Consider the following 17,008-nt stretch of genomic DNA (forward strand, 5'->3'; position numbering starts at 1 on the left):
ACTTATATACGCACAGTAAGGGGTAGATGGCCCTAGAAATATACTTACATGAAGTTATTGGTCCATTTTACCTTGCTTTTATTTCTATATCCCATGTCCTCTTCTAAAGCTCAAGCACTTTACGATGAAAACAACGTACCTTTTTTTAAGGTACCCAACCCACTAACCACCTTTGAAGGCGAAAAAATATCCACTGCCTCTGTATGGAAAAACAAGCGAAGACCAGAAATCCTTCAATATTTCACTAACGAAGTATATGGTGCGTTTCCAGCACATAAGCCGCACCTATCTTCCAAAATTTTGGAGAAGGACCACAACGCCTTGGGAGGAATGGCCAAACGCTTGCAGATTGAACAAACCTTTAGCAGGGACAATAAAAGTTTAACCTTTACCATCTTACTATATCTCCCCAAGGAGGTAGCGAATGCCCCTATATTCCTAGGTTATAATTTCTTTGGCAACCACACGGTTACCGATGAGACGGAGGTATTGGTCTCCACCGCTTGGACCAACAACAATGCCCTTTTGGGAATTACCAACCATACTTTAACGGAGCAGACAAGAGGTGCAAAAAGCAGCCGATGGCCCTTAACTCAAATTATCGAGGCCGGTTACGGATTGGCCACCATATACTACGGGGAGGTAGACCCGGACAAAAACGATTTTTCCGATGGTATTCACGCCCTTTTTTATCAGAATGGCCAGCAACACCCAAAAGAAAATGAGTGGGGTAGTATTGCCGCTTGGGCATGGGGACTTCACAGAACCATGGATTTCTTGGAAAGGTATGAGGAGACCAAAAATTCTAAAGTTATAGTTTTTGGACATTCACGCCTTGGAAAAGCTGCTCTCTGGGCAGGGGCCAATGACGAGCGATTCGCAGCGGTGATCTCCAACAACTCTGGATGTGGTGGCGCTGCCATGTCTAAACGAACCTACGGAGAGACCATTGCCACCATCAATCAACGTTTCCCCCATTGGTTCTGCTCCAATTTTCAAAAATATAATAACAATGAAACTGCCTTGGAGGTAGACCAACACCAACTTTTGGCACTGATTGCCCCAAGACCCTTGTATATTGCCAGTGCTGAAGAAGACCGTTGGGCAGATCCCAAGGGGGAATTTCTCGCTGCCTATTATGCTACTCCCGTATATGAATTGTTTAAAAAGAAAGGGATTCCCTCCTTAGAAATGCCCGTCACCAATACCCCTATACTAAACACCCTGGCCTATCATATACGAAGTGGCAAGCACGATATAACGGAGTACGACTGGGAGCAGTATATAAAGTGGGCCAACCGTTTTTTAAGATAAACGCCCCCTTCTCAATTTTTAATTATGTGACTTGGAGCTCGTAGGTCCTCCAATCCCTGAACCGTATGATCCCCATATACCAAGGTCCACCCCATGGAATTGGTGAGCACCAAAAACTTAGACAACTCAGTTATCAAGCGGTTTTCTGCATTGGTAATTATCGAGGAAGCGTTAATTTGCTTCATCAGGGAAGCGTGTACGTTTTTCTTTATCTTATTATAATCCCCTGCATTAAACTGATTCAGAAAATCAGCCGTAACATCGTAGTATTCAAAATCTGGGTACAATTTAATTTCTGCTTCGGGAATACTGCGGATATACAAGGTTTTGGACTCCTTATCTACTTCAAAATCGATTAAGCTTAGATCATATGCTACCGTCACCTCCGCATTCACCACTACCAACGCCTTTTTCTTGGCAGTGATTAAAGGCCCAAAAAGTTGTTGGGAATCCTTATAGTTATAGACTTGGGAAAAGTGTCCCTCAGTAACAATTAGCTTGGCTACATTATTCACCTGTTTTTGCAACATCACCGCATTCTCCTCCAAAATAGAATCCTTCTTATTTTCTTCCGAACAGGAACGAATAATCAAGACGGCCGTTAAGGCCAACACCACACCAATTATAAAACCTCTCATTCTTTAAATTTCATAAACGGATACTCTTCTTGGAGCTCCTTAATTTTTTGTTGTTGTTTCACCAGAAACTTCTTATGCTGGTCCGAAGATAGATTAAATGGCCTATGCAACAAACCCTTTTGAACCTTGTCTACCTTTTCCATTACTGGCAGCACCGTTGTGGACAGCCACATAAAACTAAATTTCTCCCAAATATAATCTACTGCCAGGGTATTGGGATGAACCATATCCGCATTATAAAAGCGATAATCCCTTAATTCATCCATCATTATTTCATAGGAGGGAAAATAATGTGCCTTGGATCCAGTATTGTCTTTCCTTGCCGATATTTCACTAAGAATTGCATGTATAGAGGTGATTAGGTTTGCCTTGCTTTGCTGGTTTTCCACAAAACCATCTTTAAGATGTCTTACTGGGGAAACCGTGAAAATAAACTGGATATTCTTATTAACACTTTCAACACACTCCACCATACGCTTTAGAATAAGCGTGTTCTCTTCTATGGAAATCATTTCCTTGTTAAACTCCTTTTGTGGCACCTTATGGCAGTTGGCAACCATCCGATCTGTTTCCTTATGCCGATACACCCATGCGGTTCCCAAGGTAATTATAAGGTGGGAGGCTTTGGTAATATGCGCTAAGGCAATCTCTAAACTCGTATTTAAATTTTGGAGCAATGCTTCTTTGGAATTTGCCGATAAGCTGGAATGGACATCAAAGCAATGCCATTGTCCATTATAGCAAAAGACGTTATTCTCGGTATAATACTCCTTATTAACCGCTCTACGCACCAATGCTTCCATTGCTTGCGGATGAAAAAGAGTGCCAAAGGGATTGCAAAGGGTACGGAATTTATAGTAACTGAGCTTATCCCCTATATTTTTAGAAAAACAAGAGCCCAATAAAACCACCTTACTTTGGTAGTCTATTGGGCTGCTAGCCTTCTTTAATGGTATTTGGGTCTGTAGTTTCATTGTGTAATTCACCTACTTTATTGAAACCAAATTGGCCCCATCTAATTGGCTGTTATCCCAAGTAATCTTTGGCTTTCTCCAAAACCTCTGGGATACCCGCTGGGTTTTTCCCCCCGGCAGTAGCGAAAAATGGTTGGCCTCCGCCCCCACCTTGGATATACTTCCCTAATTCTCTAACGATGGTCCCTGCATTTAAATTCTTTTGGGCCACTACTTCCTTGGAAATATAGCATGCCAATAGGGCTTTTCCATCTTTTTCCGTAGCGAACAAAAGGAATAGGTTATCTCTTTCCCCTCCCATTTCAAAGGACAAATCTTTAATTCCTGCAGCATCCAGGTCGATCCGTTTTGCGAGGAATTGCACTCCATTAACCTCGCTAAGTTCATTTAAAAGGTCGCCTTTTAAATTCTTGGCCTTGTCCCTTAACAAGCCTTCCACTTGCTTTTTCAACAATGAATTCTCCTCCTGCAAGGCAGTAACTGCCTTAACGGGATCTTTAGCATTGTTCAACAAATCTTTAATCTGGAGGACCATTCTATTATTTTCGGAATAAAATTCCTTTACCGCATCGGAGGTAATAGCTTCTATTCTTCTTATTCCCGAGGCTACTGCACCCTCAGACCTTATTTTAAAATGCCATATATCCCTTGTATTCTCTACATGGGTTCCTCCACAAAGCTCAATGGACTGTCCAAAACGGATGGTTCTTACAGTGTCCCCATATTTCTCTCCAAAAAGAGCCACTGCACCTTCTTTCATAGCTTGCTCCATAGGAATACCACGCTGCTCCTCTAGTGGCAGGTTGCCGTAGATACGAGCATTCACAAAGCTTTCTATCTCCTGTATTTCATCCACGGTAAGCTTGGCGAAATGAGAGAAATCGAATCGTAGGTATTTGGAGTGCACGGCAGAACCTTTCTGTTCTACGTGCGTACCAAGAATTTCCCGTAAGGCTTGGTGTAATAGATGGGTAGCAGTATGGTTACAAGCAGTTCTAAAACGTTGTTTTTTATCTACTACCGCCTTAAAACGCGCATCGGTTTCGGCAGGGAGTTCCTTGGTAAAATGTACAATTTCGTTATTTTCCCGTTTGGTATCCAAGATATAATATACCGTCCCATTGGGCGCTTCCAGGTAACCTTTATCTCCTACCTGTCCTCCACCTTCGGGATAAAACGGAGTCATATTGAATACCAACTGATACTTCTTGCCCTCCTTTTTGGTGGTAATCGTTCTATATTTCACCAATTTCACGGAGGTTTCCATTAGATCGTACCCTACAAATTCCTGTTCTGGATCATCGGATAAGATTACCCAATCGTCCTTAGAAACTTCTGAGGCCGATCTAGAGCGTGCCTTTTGCTCTTGCATGGCCGCCTCAAATCCCTTTTCATCTAAACCATATCCTCTTTCACTAAGAATAAGGGCTGTTAAATCTTTAGGAAATCCATAGGTATCATAAAGCTCAAAGGCCATTCGGCCATCCATAACCTTACCTTTATTGGCCTGGATCATAGTATCTAACAGAATTAGCCCTTGATCCAATGTTTTCAAGAAAGATTGTTCCTCTTCCTTCACCACATTCTCTATCAATTGCTTCTGCATCCTAAGTTCCGGGAATGCCTCCCCCATATGATCGGCAAGCACTTCTACCAATCTGTACATAAAGGGATCCTTGGTATCCAAGAAAGTAAAGCCGTATCTAATAGCCCTTCTTAAGATCCTACGGATCACATATCCTGCACCGGTATTACTGGGCAACTGTCCGTCTGCAATGGAAAATGCTACTGCCCTAATATGATCTACGATTACCCGGATGGCAATATCCACCTTCTCATCCTTCCCATATTTGGCATTTGCGATGGTCTCTACCTCTCTGATAAGGGGGGTAAAAATATCGGTATCGTAGTTAGAACGTACGTTTTGCATGACCATACAGAGGCGCTCAAAGCCCATTCCCGTATCTACGTGCTTTGCAGGTAGGGGCTCTAAATCGCCATTGGCCCTTCTGTTATACTGCATAAATACCAGGTTCCATATTTCCACTACCTCCGGATGGTCCATATTGACCAGAGAGGCACCGGAGACTTTATCTTTCTCCTCCTTGGGCCTAATATCTACATGGATCTCGGAACAAGGACCGCAAGGCCCCTGGTCTCCCATCTCCCAAAAATTATCTGCTTTATTGCCAAACAATATTCTGTCTTCGGGCACAATCTTACGCCAAAAATTGAGCGCCTCGATATCTTGCTCCAAATTATCGGCATCCTTACTCCCCTCAAAAACGGTTACGTAAAGACTATCCTTATCAATTTTACATACCTCGGTTAAAAATTCCCAGGACCAGGCAATAGCCTCTTCTTTAAAATAATCTCCGAAACTCCAGTTCCCCAACATTTCGAACATGGTATGGTGATAGGTATCCATACCCACTTCTTCCAGGTCGTTATGTTTACCACTAACCCTAAGGCACTTTTGGGAATCGGCTACCCTTTTGGATTTAGGTACAGAATTGCCCAGAAAGAACTCTTTAAACTGTACCATCCCGGCATTGGTGAACATTAAGGTTGGGTCGTCTTTAATGACCATGGGTGCTGAAGGAACAATTTTATGTGCTCTTTCCTCAAAAAATTCTAAAAACTTGGCTCTTATATCTTGGGATCTCATGTAAATTCGTAAGCTTTTTATATATTTAACTAATGCTTGAAAACATTTCTTAACTTTGCAAGCTGGATAAAAACCCGCACAAAAATAGAATAAATTACATACATGTCTAAGGTAAAATATTATTACGACCCAGACACCCTATCTTATCGCAAGATAGAACCCAGAAAAGCAAAAAAGTATAGGAATATCGCCTTCTTTTTTCTTGGCTCCATGCTTTTTGGACTTCTAGGGTTAGTATTCTTAATGAACACTAATTTAATTAACACCCCAAAGGAGCTCTCCTTACAGCGGGAAGTTAAGAATTACGAGCTCCAATTTGAAATTCTCAACAGGAAAATGTCTCAAATAGAGCAAGTTTTGGCAAATATTGAGGAAAGGGACAACAATCTATATAGAATGTATTTTGAAGCCAACCCTATCCCAGAGGAGCAAAGAAGAGCCGGATTTGGTGGAATTAATCGCTACCAGCAGTTGGAAGGTTTTAACAATTCTGAAATGATCATTGCTTCTACGAAGCGAATGGAAATAATTCAAAAACAGATGGTAATTCAATCTAAGTCCTTGGATGAGATTACTAAATTAGCCGAAGAAAAGGAAAAGCTTTTGGCGGCAATCCCAGCGATACAGCCTATAAGCAATGAAGATCTTACCAGAATGGCTTCTGGCTATGGATGGCGTACAGACCCCTTTACCAAGGCCCGAAAAATGCACTGGGGGATGGATTTCACTTCTCCGAAGGGAACCCCCATCTATGCAACCGGAGATGGAAAGGTATTACGGGCAGACAATAATTCTTCTGGATATGGAAAGCACATTAGAATAGACCACGGTTATGGATATATGACCCTCTACGCACACTTAAGTCAGTACAACGTTAGAAAAGGCCAGAAAGTGGAGCGCGGAGATCTTATAGGATTTGTGGGGAATACCGGAAGGTCCGAAGCACCTCACTTGCACTATGAGGTATGGAAAGACCAACAACGGATTAACCCCATTAATTTTTACTATGGAAGTTTAAGTCCGGAGGAGTTTGAGAATATGCTGAAATATGCCACCCAAGAAAATCAATCTTTAGATTAATGCATATAGATTTGCCTGAGAAAAGGTATTACGGAATAGGTGAAGTTGCCAAAGCCTTTAAGGTGAATGCTTCCCTTATCCGTTTTTGGGAATCGGAGTTTGATGTACTAAAACCCAAAAAAAATGCCAAGGGCAACAGAAAATTCACCCCTGAGGACATAAAAAACCTTAAGCTTATCTATTATTTGGTAAAGCAACGCGGCTTTACCCTGGATGGTGCAAAAATTCAACTAAAGGAAAACAGGTTAAAGACCCTAACCTCTTTTGAAGTCATTCAAAAATTAGAGAAAGTAAAAGCAGAATTGATCAAAATAAAAAATCAACTATAATTAAAAACAGCTAGTTATGAAAAAATGGTTAATCCCAGTAATTATCATAGTTATTATTGCCCTAGGATTTTACCGCTGGGGAGTAAGCTTTAATAACACCGCAATATCCTTAAATGAAAATGTTAGTGAGGCGTGGGGTAATGTACAAACCTCCTATCAACGGCGTAACGATCTTATTGGGAACCTTGTAAAAACCGTACAAGGAGCTGCCGATTTTGAGCGCAATACGCTTCGAGAGGTTATTGAAGCAAGATCCAAAGCAACACAAACCACTATTGATCCTTCCAACATCACTGCGGAACAATTACAAGAATTTAATCAGGCACAAGGGGGATTAAGCAGTGCTTTATCCCGACTTTTGGTAACAGTGGAGCGGTATCCCGACTTAAAAGCGAATCAAAATTTCTTAAAGCTTCAGGACGAGTTAACAAGTACCGAAAACACTATACAAACTGCCAGAACACGGTTTAACGAGGCTATAAAGCCCTACAACAACCATGTGAAGATATTCCCAAATTCCATCTTAGCCGGTTGGCTTGGCTTTGACGACAAACCTTATTTTGATTCTGAACCTGGCGCCGAAAGACCGGTAGATGTTGAATTTGATTTTTAATTAGAAGAAAAAATGCCCTCCAGTGAAGATTTTTTAACCATTGAAGAAGAACGGGAAATTATTGAAGCTATTCGCATTGCTGAAAATAATACTTCGGGAGAAATACGTGTGCATATAGAAAATGGGTGCGGCAAAGACCCATTGGAACGTGCCAAGGAAGTTTTTCATCTTCTAAAAATGGACAATACCAAACAAGACAACGGGGTATTAATCTATGTAGCCACAAAAGAACACACTTTCGCCATCTGTGGAGGGAAGGGAATTGATAAAGTAGTACCAAAAAATTTCTGGGACGCTACCAAAAATACTATCATTTCCCATTTTAAAGCTAAACGCTTTAAACAAGGTTTAATAGAAGGCATTTTGCTGGCCGGAAAAGAACTTAAAGCTCATTTTCCATGGCGGGAAGACAATAAAAATGAGCTTTCGGACGAAATTTCACGAGGATAACTTACAAGTTTCAATGTTCAAAAGAATACTATTATTCTGGATTTTAACAGCGTGTACCACTAGTATTTTCGCTCAGTTCAATATTCCCGAGCCTCCTAAAACCCCTACTAGTGTCTATGATTACGCTAAGATGCTTTCCACTACAGAGGAACATGCTCTTAAAACAAAGCTTCTTGCCTACGCAGATACTACTTCAACACAAATTGTTATTGCCATAGTCCCTACCATAAATGGAGAAAATATTGGCCTCTTAACTCCCAAATGGGCCCACGAATGGGGAATAGGCCAAGCAGACAAAGACAATGGAGTTTTTATTTTATTGGCAGAAAAAGAACGAAGAATATGGATATCCCCCGGCTATGGGGTAGAAGATAGACTCACAGCAGGTATCGTGGGTGAGATTACAAGAAACGTAATTATCCCTGAATTTAAAGAAAACGACTACTATGCTGGCCTTAACAAGGGAATCGATGCTATTATCCAGGTATTAAATGGCAAGTATAAAGAGGACCGCACCTTTGGGCAATCTAACGACCTCCCCTTCTCTTCCATACTCCCAATAATTATATTTATTATCATCATGATAATCCTCTCCAACAGAGGAAGAAGAGGTGGCAATAGTGGTAGCGGCGGCGGTAGATCGGGCGGATTAGATATCTGGGACATCATTGTTCTAAGCAATATGGGCCGCAGTGGACACAGAACAGGCTCTTCTGGAGGGGGCTTTGGCAGTGGTGGCGGCTTCAGCGGAGGATTTGGTGGCGGATTTGGCGGCGGCGGCTTTAGCGGTGGCGGCGCAGGGGGAAGCTGGTAGAAGCTTAACCCTATTTGCTACGCTTATTATTATACAAAAAGGAGGGCTAGCATTTATACAAATGCTAATTTTCAAACAAAACTAACTTGCTGTAAATTTCCTAAAATCCAATCCATATCTTTAGATGCATTTCTGCTCTTATGACATAGAGTGCAACCCAATCATATTACCCTCTGTGTCATAAACAAGGGAAACAAAACCATAGGCTCCGATGGACTGTTTGGACCGCGACACCTTACCTCCAGCTTTTTCTACCCTACTCTCTTCCACAACGCAATCGTCACAATGGAAATATACCATTGTACTGTTTCCCCCTGCTTCCATGCCATCTACCTTCACCAACGCTCCACTAGTTCCAGAACCGTTGATATTCATGGGGAATGCAAGCATCGTTAAATTCTCCTGAGTTTCTTCAGGCAGGTCAAGCACACTACATTCAATTTTAAATACGGCCTCGTAGAATTTTTTGGCCCTTTCCATTTCGTTTACGTATATCTCAAACCAAACCACAGGATTTTTAGCCGCCATATCTTTTATTTTACTGGTTACACTTCCTTAAAGTTACAGGAATTTATTTATACAGCATTCCATAAATTGATATTAATTGGCGCTATCTTTCTATTAATCCCCACACCTAGGATAGTTTCAGCAATTACCATAAAGTATAACCCAATAATCTGCCAATCGGTTTGCTTTGCATTCTTTTGAAACCACCAAGAACCACATAGACATAAACCGATGCGCGGTTAATTAATTACACTAAGAAAAAGCGAGCAGTATAAGGTTTAAAATCGTCTTCCCCTACCTCGTTGCTTACTCCCTCCAAACTGATCGAACTTATAACTAAAACTAGCCATAAAATAGCGTTTTAGCATGGTTCCCTGGTAATCTTGGATAAAATCTTCCCCAGTGGTCCTTCGGGTGTTTATATTTTGATCCAAGAGGTCGTACGCCAATATTTTCACAGTTCCTTTCTCTTTTAACACCTGCAGCCCCAGACTCATGTTCCAGAACAAGGCATCTTTATTAAATCCTGGACCCACGTTCCCGTTATAACTATAGCGTAGGTCGTTACCCCAAATTAAGTTTTTGGGCCAATAACTAGTCACCCTTAGACTAGCATTCTGAGAAGTATACCTAATATCATCTAGACGGTCTAGGTTGTATTTGGTATTGTTAAAGGAAATACCATATCCTGGCTCTATCTCCAAGAGCTCTTTGTAATTATAGGTGGTAGAGACATAAGGAAATACACTAAAGCTCTTCCCCTTAAGTTCTGTCCCATTGGTAAAGCTTACTCGCTGATCTATGCTAAAGCTAGGCCTTATATTAAATCTTAAGGTATATACACTATCTTTCTTAATCTGCTTAGAATAACCAAAGCCACCATAACCATTATAGTTTCCATTTACATTGGTAAATCTAGTGGTCCTTAAGAAATCCTCATCGGTGGTAGTTACAGCCGACACCCTATCATTTTGGATGTTAAGCCCAGAATACAAATAAACTCCACTCCGTTCTCTCCAATTATAATTATTGAAGTTAAAACGGATATTGTGATTTATACCCGGCAGTAAATTTGGATTACCAATAACGATATTTAGGGGGTTGTTTACATTGGGAACTGGCTGCAATTGATTTACATTAGGAATATTCAATCTAGAATTATATCTAAAAGACAATCGCTTATTTTTACCCAAGGAATAATTAATGTTACTGCTGAAGGTTAGGTTTTCATACGAATTAGAAAAGTTACTGTTCCTTAAATAGTCTGTATTGGTAAGATCCGTAAAGACATAATTTGCGCTGACTCTAAAGTTAAGTTTTTCACCCTGACTCTGAATTCCTATGGAAGGGGTTTGCTGTTGGTTGGTAAAATTAAAATCGGAACTCAAGGCTTCGTTAAATAGATTATACCCACCTGTAGTATCGTCGTAATCCATTACTTCCCTATTATCCCCCCTTCGATCATGAGAAAACTGATACCCTAGATTCAGGAATAACTTGTTGCTTAAAGGCTGTCTAAAGGAAGCCTCTAAATCATAAGAGTCCCGTCTATTATCCACTTCCGAAAGCTGATCCAAGATTTCTACACTGGCATTGTCACCATAAATCTCCCGGATAGAGCTTAGATTGGAAGTACTCTTATTTTCGGAATTGTTATTGGAAAAAGTAAAACTTAAGATGGTACCAATGGTATCCAATTTTTTCATTAGGCCCACCCTATTGGAGAAGTTTCTCTGGTGGCCGTCGCTAATAGAAACCCGTTCGTTAGAGTTTATAAGGTCACCATCCTCATTCTTACTAATCGTATTATTACTATTGTTAGAGTTGCTCCAATTAGCACTTAAATTAGGCTGCACAGACACCCTTAGGGTAGGATCTATATCGAACTCCAGATTTACAGTTCCCCTATTAGAGTTGGTAGCCCCCGTAAAATTGGAAACGTTCTCCGTGAAGTACCTACTATCTGGTAAAATATTTTCCCTGTTGGTCTTCTGATCATTATAAGAGTCACTGTATGCAAAGAAGTAATTCCCATCTACCTTATACTTTCCTTTTTTAGCATTGGCATAACTAGCTCCTAAATTTGATGAGGTAGTAATTCCATTTCCAAAATTATTAAGAAGGTTAGATCCCCTAGCCCCGGAATTCCCCACCATATCATAAATCTCATCGTACGAAAAACCGGAGTTGTTAATATTATTGGCACCTCCAATAAAACTTACGCGTTGCGTATCGTTGAAATAATTGAGTAATCCGCTGAGCTGATACCGGTCATCCGTACCGTAACCTGCCGATGCGCGACCCATATATCCTTTATTCTTATCTTTCTTGATGGTGAGGTTAATGGTCTTATTTTCTCCCTCTGCATCGTCTCCGGTGAATTCTTCTCTTTTTGTTTTAGAATCTACAATCTGAATTTTACTGATAATATCTTTTGGAAGGCTTTTAGTGGCCACTTTGGGATCGTTACTAAAAAACACCTGACCATTCACCAGCACCCGGTCTACTTCCTTTCCGTTCACCATAATTTTACCATCGGAATCCACTTCCACGCCCGGCAGCTTTTTCAGCACATCTTCTACCGTGGCATCTGGCCTAGTCTTAAAAGAATCGGCATTAAACTCTAACGTATCCTTTTTTATGGCAATAGGGATTCTATGCCCCACAAGATGTACCTCATCCAATTCCTCGGCCTGCTCCTCTAATTTTACCTTTCCAAGATCAAGGCTTTCCTGCAACTCTACATCCATCTCTATTGACTTATAACCATTATAGGTAAAGAAAAGCTTTACCTCCTTTAATGGAGTGTTGCCCTCCAATCGGAATTCCCCTTTTTGATTGGATATGGTATAGGTAATTAGACTACTGTCTCTCACAGATTCCGCATAGATAGTAGAAGCCTCTAAAGGAGTATTAGTAAGCGCATCTACTACCTTTCCACTAAGGGTAAAATCTTGCGAAAAAACGATAGGTAAAAAGAAAAGAAAAAACAGGAAAGAAAGTACTACTCTTATCATTGGTAAAGTTTGGTGTTAGGATATTGGTAAATTCACAAACTACCAAAAATACCCCAACACCAAAGACAACCAAAGAGCTTAACAGAACTTTAATACTACTAGGCACTTGGCCCAGCAAATAGGATTACTTTTTCCGCATAAACACGGACACTGGCGATCCTGTAAAATCAAAATTCTCCCTTAATTTGTTTTCCAAGAACCGCTTATAAGGTTCCCGCACATATTGTGGAAGATTACAAAAGAATGCAAATTGCGGATAGGGAGTTGGCAACTGCGTACAGAATTTAATCTTCACATATTTATCTTTGTAGGCTGGCGGTGGATAATTCTCTATAATAGGCAACATGATATCATTCAGCTTTCTAGTAACCACTTTTTTAGCTCGGTTCTCATAAACCTGAACGGCCGTTTCTATGGCTTTATAAATCCGCTGCTTGGTAAGCACGGAGATAAAGATAATGGGGACATCTACAAAGGGTGAGATAGCCTCTTTTATTCTTTGGGTATACTGTTTAATGGTATTGGTTTCCTTATCCTCTATTAGGTCCCACTTGTTCACCAATATTACAATCCCTTTATTGTTTCTATGTGCCAACCAGAAAATGTTCTCTACCTGCCCATCAAATCCACGGGTAGCATCTAACATAAGGATACAAACGTCCGAATGCTCTATGGCTCTTACAGAACGCATCACCGAATAGAACTCTAGATCCTCGCGTACTTTGGACTTTCGTCTAATTCCTGCGGTATCCACCAGGTTAAACTCAAATCCAAACCGGTTGTATTTCGTATCTATACTATCCCGCGTAGTACCAGGAATATCGGTCACAATATACCTATCCTCTCCGATCAATGCGTTTATAAAAGACGATTTTCCAGCGTTGGGCCTTCCTACCACGGCAAAACGTGGCAGATCGTCTGGTTGTTTAGCTTTTTCAGGCAATACTTTTACCAAATCATCCAACAGGTCCCCGGTACCACTTCCATTAATACTGGATATGGTGTGATATTCGCCCAGTCCAAGTGAGTAAAACTCAACAGCATCTTGCATCCGCTGTGCGTTATCTACCTTATTCACCACCAAAAACACTGGCTTCTCTTCCCGTCTCAATAGTTTAGCAACATCCTGATCCATACCCGTAACTCCGGACTCTACGTCTACCATAAATACAATGGCATCTGCTTCATCTATGGCCAGTTCTACCTGCCTATCTATTTCCTTTTCAAAAATATCATCGCTACCCAGCACATATCCACCTGTATCTATCACTGAAAACTCTACACCGTTCCAATCACTTTTACCATAATGACGGTCACGTGTAACGCCGCTAACGGCGTCCACAATAGCTTCCCTTCTCTGGATAAGACGATTAAACAAGGTTGATTTGCCCACATTGGGCCTTCCTACAATGGCAACTATAGCGCTCATATACTTTAACTTTGGTGCAAAAGTACTATTAAAAATTGAGGTAAAAACAGTATCTTTTCTCCTTTATTAACACTTAGCTCCAACAATGACTCTTCCCAACGGCATTGCCTTACGACCTAGGTTTCAACTCCTATTGAAGGAAAAGGCCCTTCCTGTTTTGGAATTATTCAGGGAAAATGAAGATCCGCCGTTTCTTATAAAGAGCCTGGGACAGCACGTATTTATAAAGTTCAATAAAACAGAATCTAACTTTTGGACCCCCCAATTGCAATTTGAAATTGTGGACTATGAGGAGGGACAAAGCAAGCTATATGGCCTATTTGGACCCAATCCTACGTTGTGGACCTTTTTTATGTTTATCCATTTTATTATAGCTACGCTCATTATTGTAATGGGCATCTGGGCATACTCCGGTTATGCCCTAGGACATTCCTACACCCTACAAATTGGTCTTATTGGGCTAATGGTTGTACTTTGGGTAGCCTTGTACGTCTTTGGCAGGTGGGGCAAAAAAAAAAGGCAGGCACCAAATGGAACACCTGCACAATTATTTAATACAACGGCTATGCACTTATATTACCTAGGCCACCGAAAAAGATTAATTATTATACCCAAATCGCTTTAGCTGCTTAGGATCGTTCCTCCAGTTTTTATTCACTTTTACGTACAACTCCAAATGCACCTGTTTCTCAAAGAAGTTTTCTAGATCCTTTCTTGCTTCAACCCCTACCCTCTTCAGAGCAGCTCCTTTATGGCCAATAATGATCCCTTTTTGAGTATCTCTCTCCACCATTATTACAGAGCGCATGCGTATTATCTTTTCATCTTCAAAAAACTCCTCAGTATCGATTTCCACTGCGTAAGGAATTTCTTTTTTATAAAATTGAAGGATTTTCTCCCTTATAGTCTCATTAACAAAAAAACGCTCTGGTTTGTCTGTCAGCTGATCTTTCGGATAATAAGCCGGACCCTCCGGTAGTAATTCCAAAATACGGTGAAATACTTCCTTTACATTAAAATTCTGAAGGGCAGATATAGGGTGAATCTCTGCTGTTGGCAATTGCTCTTGCCAGTATTGCACCTGCTCTTCTAACATTCCCTGTTCGGAAACGTCAATTTTATTGAGCAGCAACAGAACCGGAATTTTGGTGTTTTTAATTTTCTCAAAAAACTTTTGATCCTTCAATGCCTTCTCCCCAATTTCAACCATGTACACTAGGACATCGGCATCTTCAAAAGCAGATTTAACAAAATCCATCATAGAGGACTGCAATTCATAAGCAGGCTTAATGATACCTGGAGTGTCGGACAAGACCATTTGGAAGTCGTCCCCATTTACTATACCTAAGATCCGGTGCCTAGTAGTCTGGGCCTTGGAAGTAATGATAGACAGTTTTTCCCCCACGAAAGCATTCATGAGCGTAGATTTCCCAACGTTGGGATTTCCTATAATGTTTACAAAACCGGCTTTATGGGACATAATTTCATCTATTTTATTTGATGCAAAGGTAAAGGATTCCTTGGTTCTAGATGATAATTAAGCCTAAAATAACGTATAAGGCCACTGTAACCAGTCCGCCGATTATAGCATAGGGCATTTGAGTATTTACATGATCTATATGATCGCTCCCCGATGCCATGGAAGATATGATAGAGGTATCCGATATGGGGGAGCAGTGATCACCAAAAATCCCCCCGCCTAGGGTGGCCGCTACCACAAACGGCAAGGGCACTGCGTGTATTTCTGCCATAGGTACAGAAATCGCCATCATAATGGCAAAGGTACCCCAAGAGGTTCCCGTAGAGAAGGCAATAAACGAGCTAATAACAAAGATGGTGGCTGGTAAAAAAGCGGGAGACAACCATTCCTTGGACCAATTAGCCACAAATTCCCCAGTCCCCAATTCATTTGAAGCATCCCCAATGGCAAAGGCCAACAACATTAATAGGGCTAAAGGCATTAATTCACTGATCCCTTTTAAAACCAAATTTACCATTTCTTTGGTCCTCATAATTCCTTGAGACCTATATAGTAGCATAGCAACAATAATGGAAGTGAGCACGGAATACAGAACGGAAGAAGATCCGGAGCCATTCCCGATAGCTTGAAAAACATGATCTCCAAAGGAAATAGAGGCAGGAACCGCATCCCAACCGGTATATGCTAGAAATACGGGCATCATCAGTACCATGGTGGCCAGTGGGACTATCATATTATAGGCCTTTGCCGCTATTCCTTCCTTGGACTCAAATGCGGTGACCGTAGAAGACAACATTGGTTGGGCGTTGTCATTCATCAATTTCCCGGTTTGACGGGTCCGCTTTTCCGCTTTGGCCATAGGACCAATATCCTTTTTAAAAACTATCACTAGAAACACAAATAATATGGCGAGCATGGGATAAAAATTATAGCCCATGGAGGAAAGCATGGTGCCTAATGGATCTTCTATCCCCTGGGAAAGCAACAAGCCCATTATAAAAGCACCCCAAGCATTAAAGGGAATAAGGATGGACGAAGGCGCAGAGCTAGAATCGGCGATATAAGCCAACTTTTCCCTTGGAATTTTTAGTTTATCAAAAACCGGTCTATAAAGGGTACCTACGGTTAAGGAGCTGATACTAGTCTCTACAAACAACAATATCCCAGTAAGCAAGGCCATCAATTGCACTACTACCCTACTAAATCCGCTCCGTTTCTTTTCGAAACGGAGAATTATTCTATTGAGTACATTAATAAAACCCTCTACCCCTTTAGAATATTGAATAAACAACAGCAATGCACCTACCAAGGCACTAAACATTATGGTCCTGGTATTTCCCGGGGATTTAAATACGTTAACTAGGCCTTCTACAGCGGCAAGGGTACCAGTGAAAAAATTCCAATCCTCCAAAATAATCCAAGCAAACCATATCCCGAAAAGCAGCGCAACGTATACTTGCTTAGTCCGCAGAGCAAGGACAATGGCAATTACGGGAGGCAAAATGGAGAGAAAACCATAGTTATCCATAAGTAGTAAGGTGAGTTAATTTAGATATGCTTTATTTAAAGGGTTACAAAATAGAAAGAAATTAAACACCGTACTACAACAACGGTAATTTAAACTTCTAAGGAAGGGGAATCTTGCTAAGAAAAAAAAGATTTTAAAATATTCTCCATTTCATTTTGATTATATGG

At 40.9% G+C, this 17,008-nt stretch carries 15 protein-coding genes; 7 read left to right on the forward strand and 8 right to left on the reverse strand.

Translation table 11 applies throughout. From position 1 onward, the window contains the following. Positions 1–48: 48 nt before the first annotated feature. The gene (locus BV214_RS12995; protein ID WP_086477944.1) at positions 49–1,314 is read left to right on the forward strand and encodes a glucuronyl esterase domain-containing protein; all 1,266 of its coding nucleotides are present in this window, start codon (positions 49–51) and stop codon (positions 1,312–1,314) included. Positions 1,315–1,325: 11 nt separating this feature from the next. Here the strand turns inward: BV214_RS12995 and BV214_RS13000 are convergent, their stop codons facing one another. From BV214_RS13000 to alaS, 3 genes are read right to left on the reverse strand one after another with little or no spacing between them, the layout of a single operon-like run. Further along, positions 1,326–1,952 carry a DUF4230 domain-containing protein gene (locus BV214_RS13000; RefSeq protein WP_086477945.1) on the reverse strand — a complete coding sequence of 209 codons (627 nt, stop codon included), beginning with the start codon at positions 1,950–1,952 and terminating at the stop codon, positions 1,326–1,328. Then, positions 1,949–2,926, reverse strand: a complete 978-nt coding sequence (locus BV214_RS13005; RefSeq protein ID WP_086477946.1) for a GSCFA domain-containing protein — start codon at positions 2,924–2,926, stop codon at positions 1,949–1,951. Before BV214_RS13005 ends, BV214_RS13000 begins: the two co-directional genes overlap by 4 nt. A 52-nt stretch (positions 2,927–2,978) precedes the next feature. Beyond that, entirely contained in the window at positions 2,979–5,594 is a 2,616-nt protein-coding gene (gene alaS / locus BV214_RS13010) for an alanine--tRNA ligase (protein WP_086477947.1), read from the reverse strand. A gap of 102 nt (positions 5,595–5,696) precedes the next feature. On the opposite strand from alaS, the gene BV214_RS13015 reads away from it, so the two are divergent. The 5 genes from BV214_RS13015 to BV214_RS13035 are packed head-to-tail and all read left to right on the forward strand — an operon-like array spanning position 5,697 to position 8,880. Further along, on the forward strand, positions 5,697–6,674 hold the full coding sequence (locus BV214_RS13015; RefSeq protein ID WP_086477948.1) for a M23 family metallopeptidase: 978 nt from the start codon (positions 5,697–5,699) through the stop codon (positions 6,672–6,674). Further along, complete coding sequence (locus BV214_RS13020; RefSeq protein WP_086477949.1) at positions 6,674–7,003, forward strand: MerR family transcriptional regulator; 330 nt, start codon at positions 6,674–6,676, stop codon at positions 7,001–7,003. Before BV214_RS13015 ends, BV214_RS13020 begins: the two co-directional genes overlap by 1 nt. Before the next feature lie 16 nt (positions 7,004–7,019). Then, entirely contained in the window at positions 7,020–7,616 is a 597-nt protein-coding gene (locus BV214_RS13025) for a LemA family protein (protein WP_086477950.1), read from the forward strand. Between the two features lie 12 nt (positions 7,617–7,628). Beyond that, positions 7,629–8,066, forward strand: coding sequence for a TPM domain-containing protein (locus tag BV214_RS13030; protein ID WP_086477951.1), 438 nt, complete (start codon positions 7,629–7,631; stop codon positions 8,064–8,066). A gap of 13 nt (positions 8,067–8,079) precedes the next feature. Then, positions 8,080–8,880, forward strand: coding sequence for a TPM domain-containing protein (locus BV214_RS13035; protein ID WP_086477952.1), 801 nt, complete (start codon positions 8,080–8,082; stop codon positions 8,878–8,880). 138 nt (positions 8,881–9,018) lie between these two features. Here the strand turns inward: BV214_RS13035 and BV214_RS13040 are convergent, their stop codons facing one another. The 3 genes from BV214_RS13040 to der all read right to left on the reverse strand — a co-directional run bounded on the left by BV214_RS13040 (position 9,019) and on the right by der (position 13,833). Next, the gene (locus BV214_RS13040; RefSeq protein WP_086477953.1) at positions 9,019–9,408 is read right to left on the reverse strand and encodes a VOC family protein; all 390 of its coding nucleotides are present in this window, start codon (positions 9,406–9,408) and stop codon (positions 9,019–9,021) included. Positions 9,409–9,665: 257 nt separating this feature from the next. Then, positions 9,666–12,404: an outer membrane beta-barrel protein gene (locus BV214_RS13045; protein ID WP_086477954.1), complete on the reverse strand. Its 2,739-nt coding sequence runs from the start codon at positions 12,402–12,404 to the stop codon at positions 9,666–9,668. 124 nt (positions 12,405–12,528) lie between these two features. Beyond that, a complete protein-coding gene (der, locus tag BV214_RS13050; protein WP_086477955.1) occupies positions 12,529–13,833 on the reverse strand; it encodes a ribosome biogenesis GTPase Der in 1,305 nt (434 codons plus the stop codon). 85 nt (positions 13,834–13,918) lie between these two features. Between der and BV214_RS13055 the strand changes: the two genes are divergently transcribed. Continuing rightward, on the forward strand, positions 13,919–14,458 hold the full coding sequence (locus BV214_RS13055; RefSeq protein WP_245806794.1) for a GTP-binding protein: 540 nt from the start codon (positions 13,919–13,921) through the stop codon (positions 14,456–14,458). Here BV214_RS13055 and era read toward each other — a convergent pair. Further along, positions 14,432–15,313 (reverse strand): GTPase Era, encoded by an 882-nt coding sequence (gene era / locus BV214_RS13060; RefSeq protein ID WP_086477956.1) that lies wholly within the window; start codon positions 15,311–15,313, stop codon positions 14,432–14,434. The genes BV214_RS13055 and era overlap by 27 nt on opposite strands. A 46-nt stretch (positions 15,314–15,359) precedes the next feature. Next, positions 15,360–16,841 (reverse strand): Na+/H+ antiporter NhaC family protein, encoded by a 1,482-nt coding sequence (locus BV214_RS13065; RefSeq protein WP_086477957.1) that lies wholly within the window; start codon positions 16,839–16,841, stop codon positions 15,360–15,362. Positions 16,842–17,008 lie beyond the last annotated feature (167 nt).

Origin of the sequence: Arenibacter amylolyticus, assembly GCF_002150785.1 — a bacterium.
GTDB classification, from domain to species: domain Bacteria; phylum Bacteroidota; class Bacteroidia; order Flavobacteriales; family Flavobacteriaceae; genus Arenibacter; species Arenibacter amylolyticus.

Bases quoted from the DNA above. Each gene is read 5' to 3' on its own strand.
- alaS (WP_086477947.1), bottom strand. From the start codon at position 5,594: ATGAGATCCCAAGATATAAGAGCCAAGTTTTTAGAATTTTTTGAGGAA.
- BV214_RS13030 (WP_086477951.1), top strand. From the start codon at position 7,629: ATGCCCTCCAGTGAAGATTTTTTAACCATTGAAGAAGAACGGGAAATT.
- BV214_RS13065 (WP_086477957.1), bottom strand. From the start codon at position 16,841: ATGGATAACTATGGTTTTCTCTCCATTTTGCCTCCCGTAATTGCCATT.
- BV214_RS13000 (WP_086477945.1), bottom strand. From the start codon at position 1,952: ATGAGAGGTTTTATAATTGGTGTGGTGTTGGCCTTAACGGCCGTCTTG.
- BV214_RS13045 (WP_086477954.1), bottom strand. From the start codon at position 12,404: ATGATAAGAGTAGTACTTTCTTTCCTGTTTTTTCTTTTCTTTTTACCT.
- der (WP_086477955.1), bottom strand. From the start codon at position 13,833: ATGAGCGCTATAGTTGCCATTGTAGGAAGGCCCAATGTGGGCAAATCA.
- BV214_RS13035 (WP_086477952.1), top strand. From the start codon at position 8,080: ATGTTCAAAAGAATACTATTATTCTGGATTTTAACAGCGTGTACCACT.
- BV214_RS13055 (WP_245806794.1), top strand. From the start codon at position 13,919: ATGACTCTTCCCAACGGCATTGCCTTACGACCTAGGTTTCAACTCCTA.
- BV214_RS13025 (WP_086477950.1), top strand. From the start codon at position 7,020: ATGAAAAAATGGTTAATCCCAGTAATTATCATAGTTATTATTGCCCTA.
- era (WP_086477956.1), bottom strand. From the start codon at position 15,313: ATGTCCCATAAAGCCGGTTTTGTAAACATTATAGGAAATCCCAACGTT.
- BV214_RS13005 (WP_086477946.1), bottom strand. From the start codon at position 2,926: ATGAAACTACAGACCCAAATACCATTAAAGAAGGCTAGCAGCCCAATA.
- BV214_RS13040 (WP_086477953.1), bottom strand. From the start codon at position 9,408: ATGGCGGCTAAAAATCCTGTGGTTTGGTTTGAGATATACGTAAACGAA.
- BV214_RS13020 (WP_086477949.1), top strand. From the start codon at position 6,674: ATGCATATAGATTTGCCTGAGAAAAGGTATTACGGAATAGGTGAAGTT.
- BV214_RS13015 (WP_086477948.1), top strand. From the start codon at position 5,697: ATGTCTAAGGTAAAATATTATTACGACCCAGACACCCTATCTTATCGC.
- BV214_RS12995 (WP_086477944.1), top strand. From the start codon at position 49: ATGAAGTTATTGGTCCATTTTACCTTGCTTTTATTTCTATATCCCATG.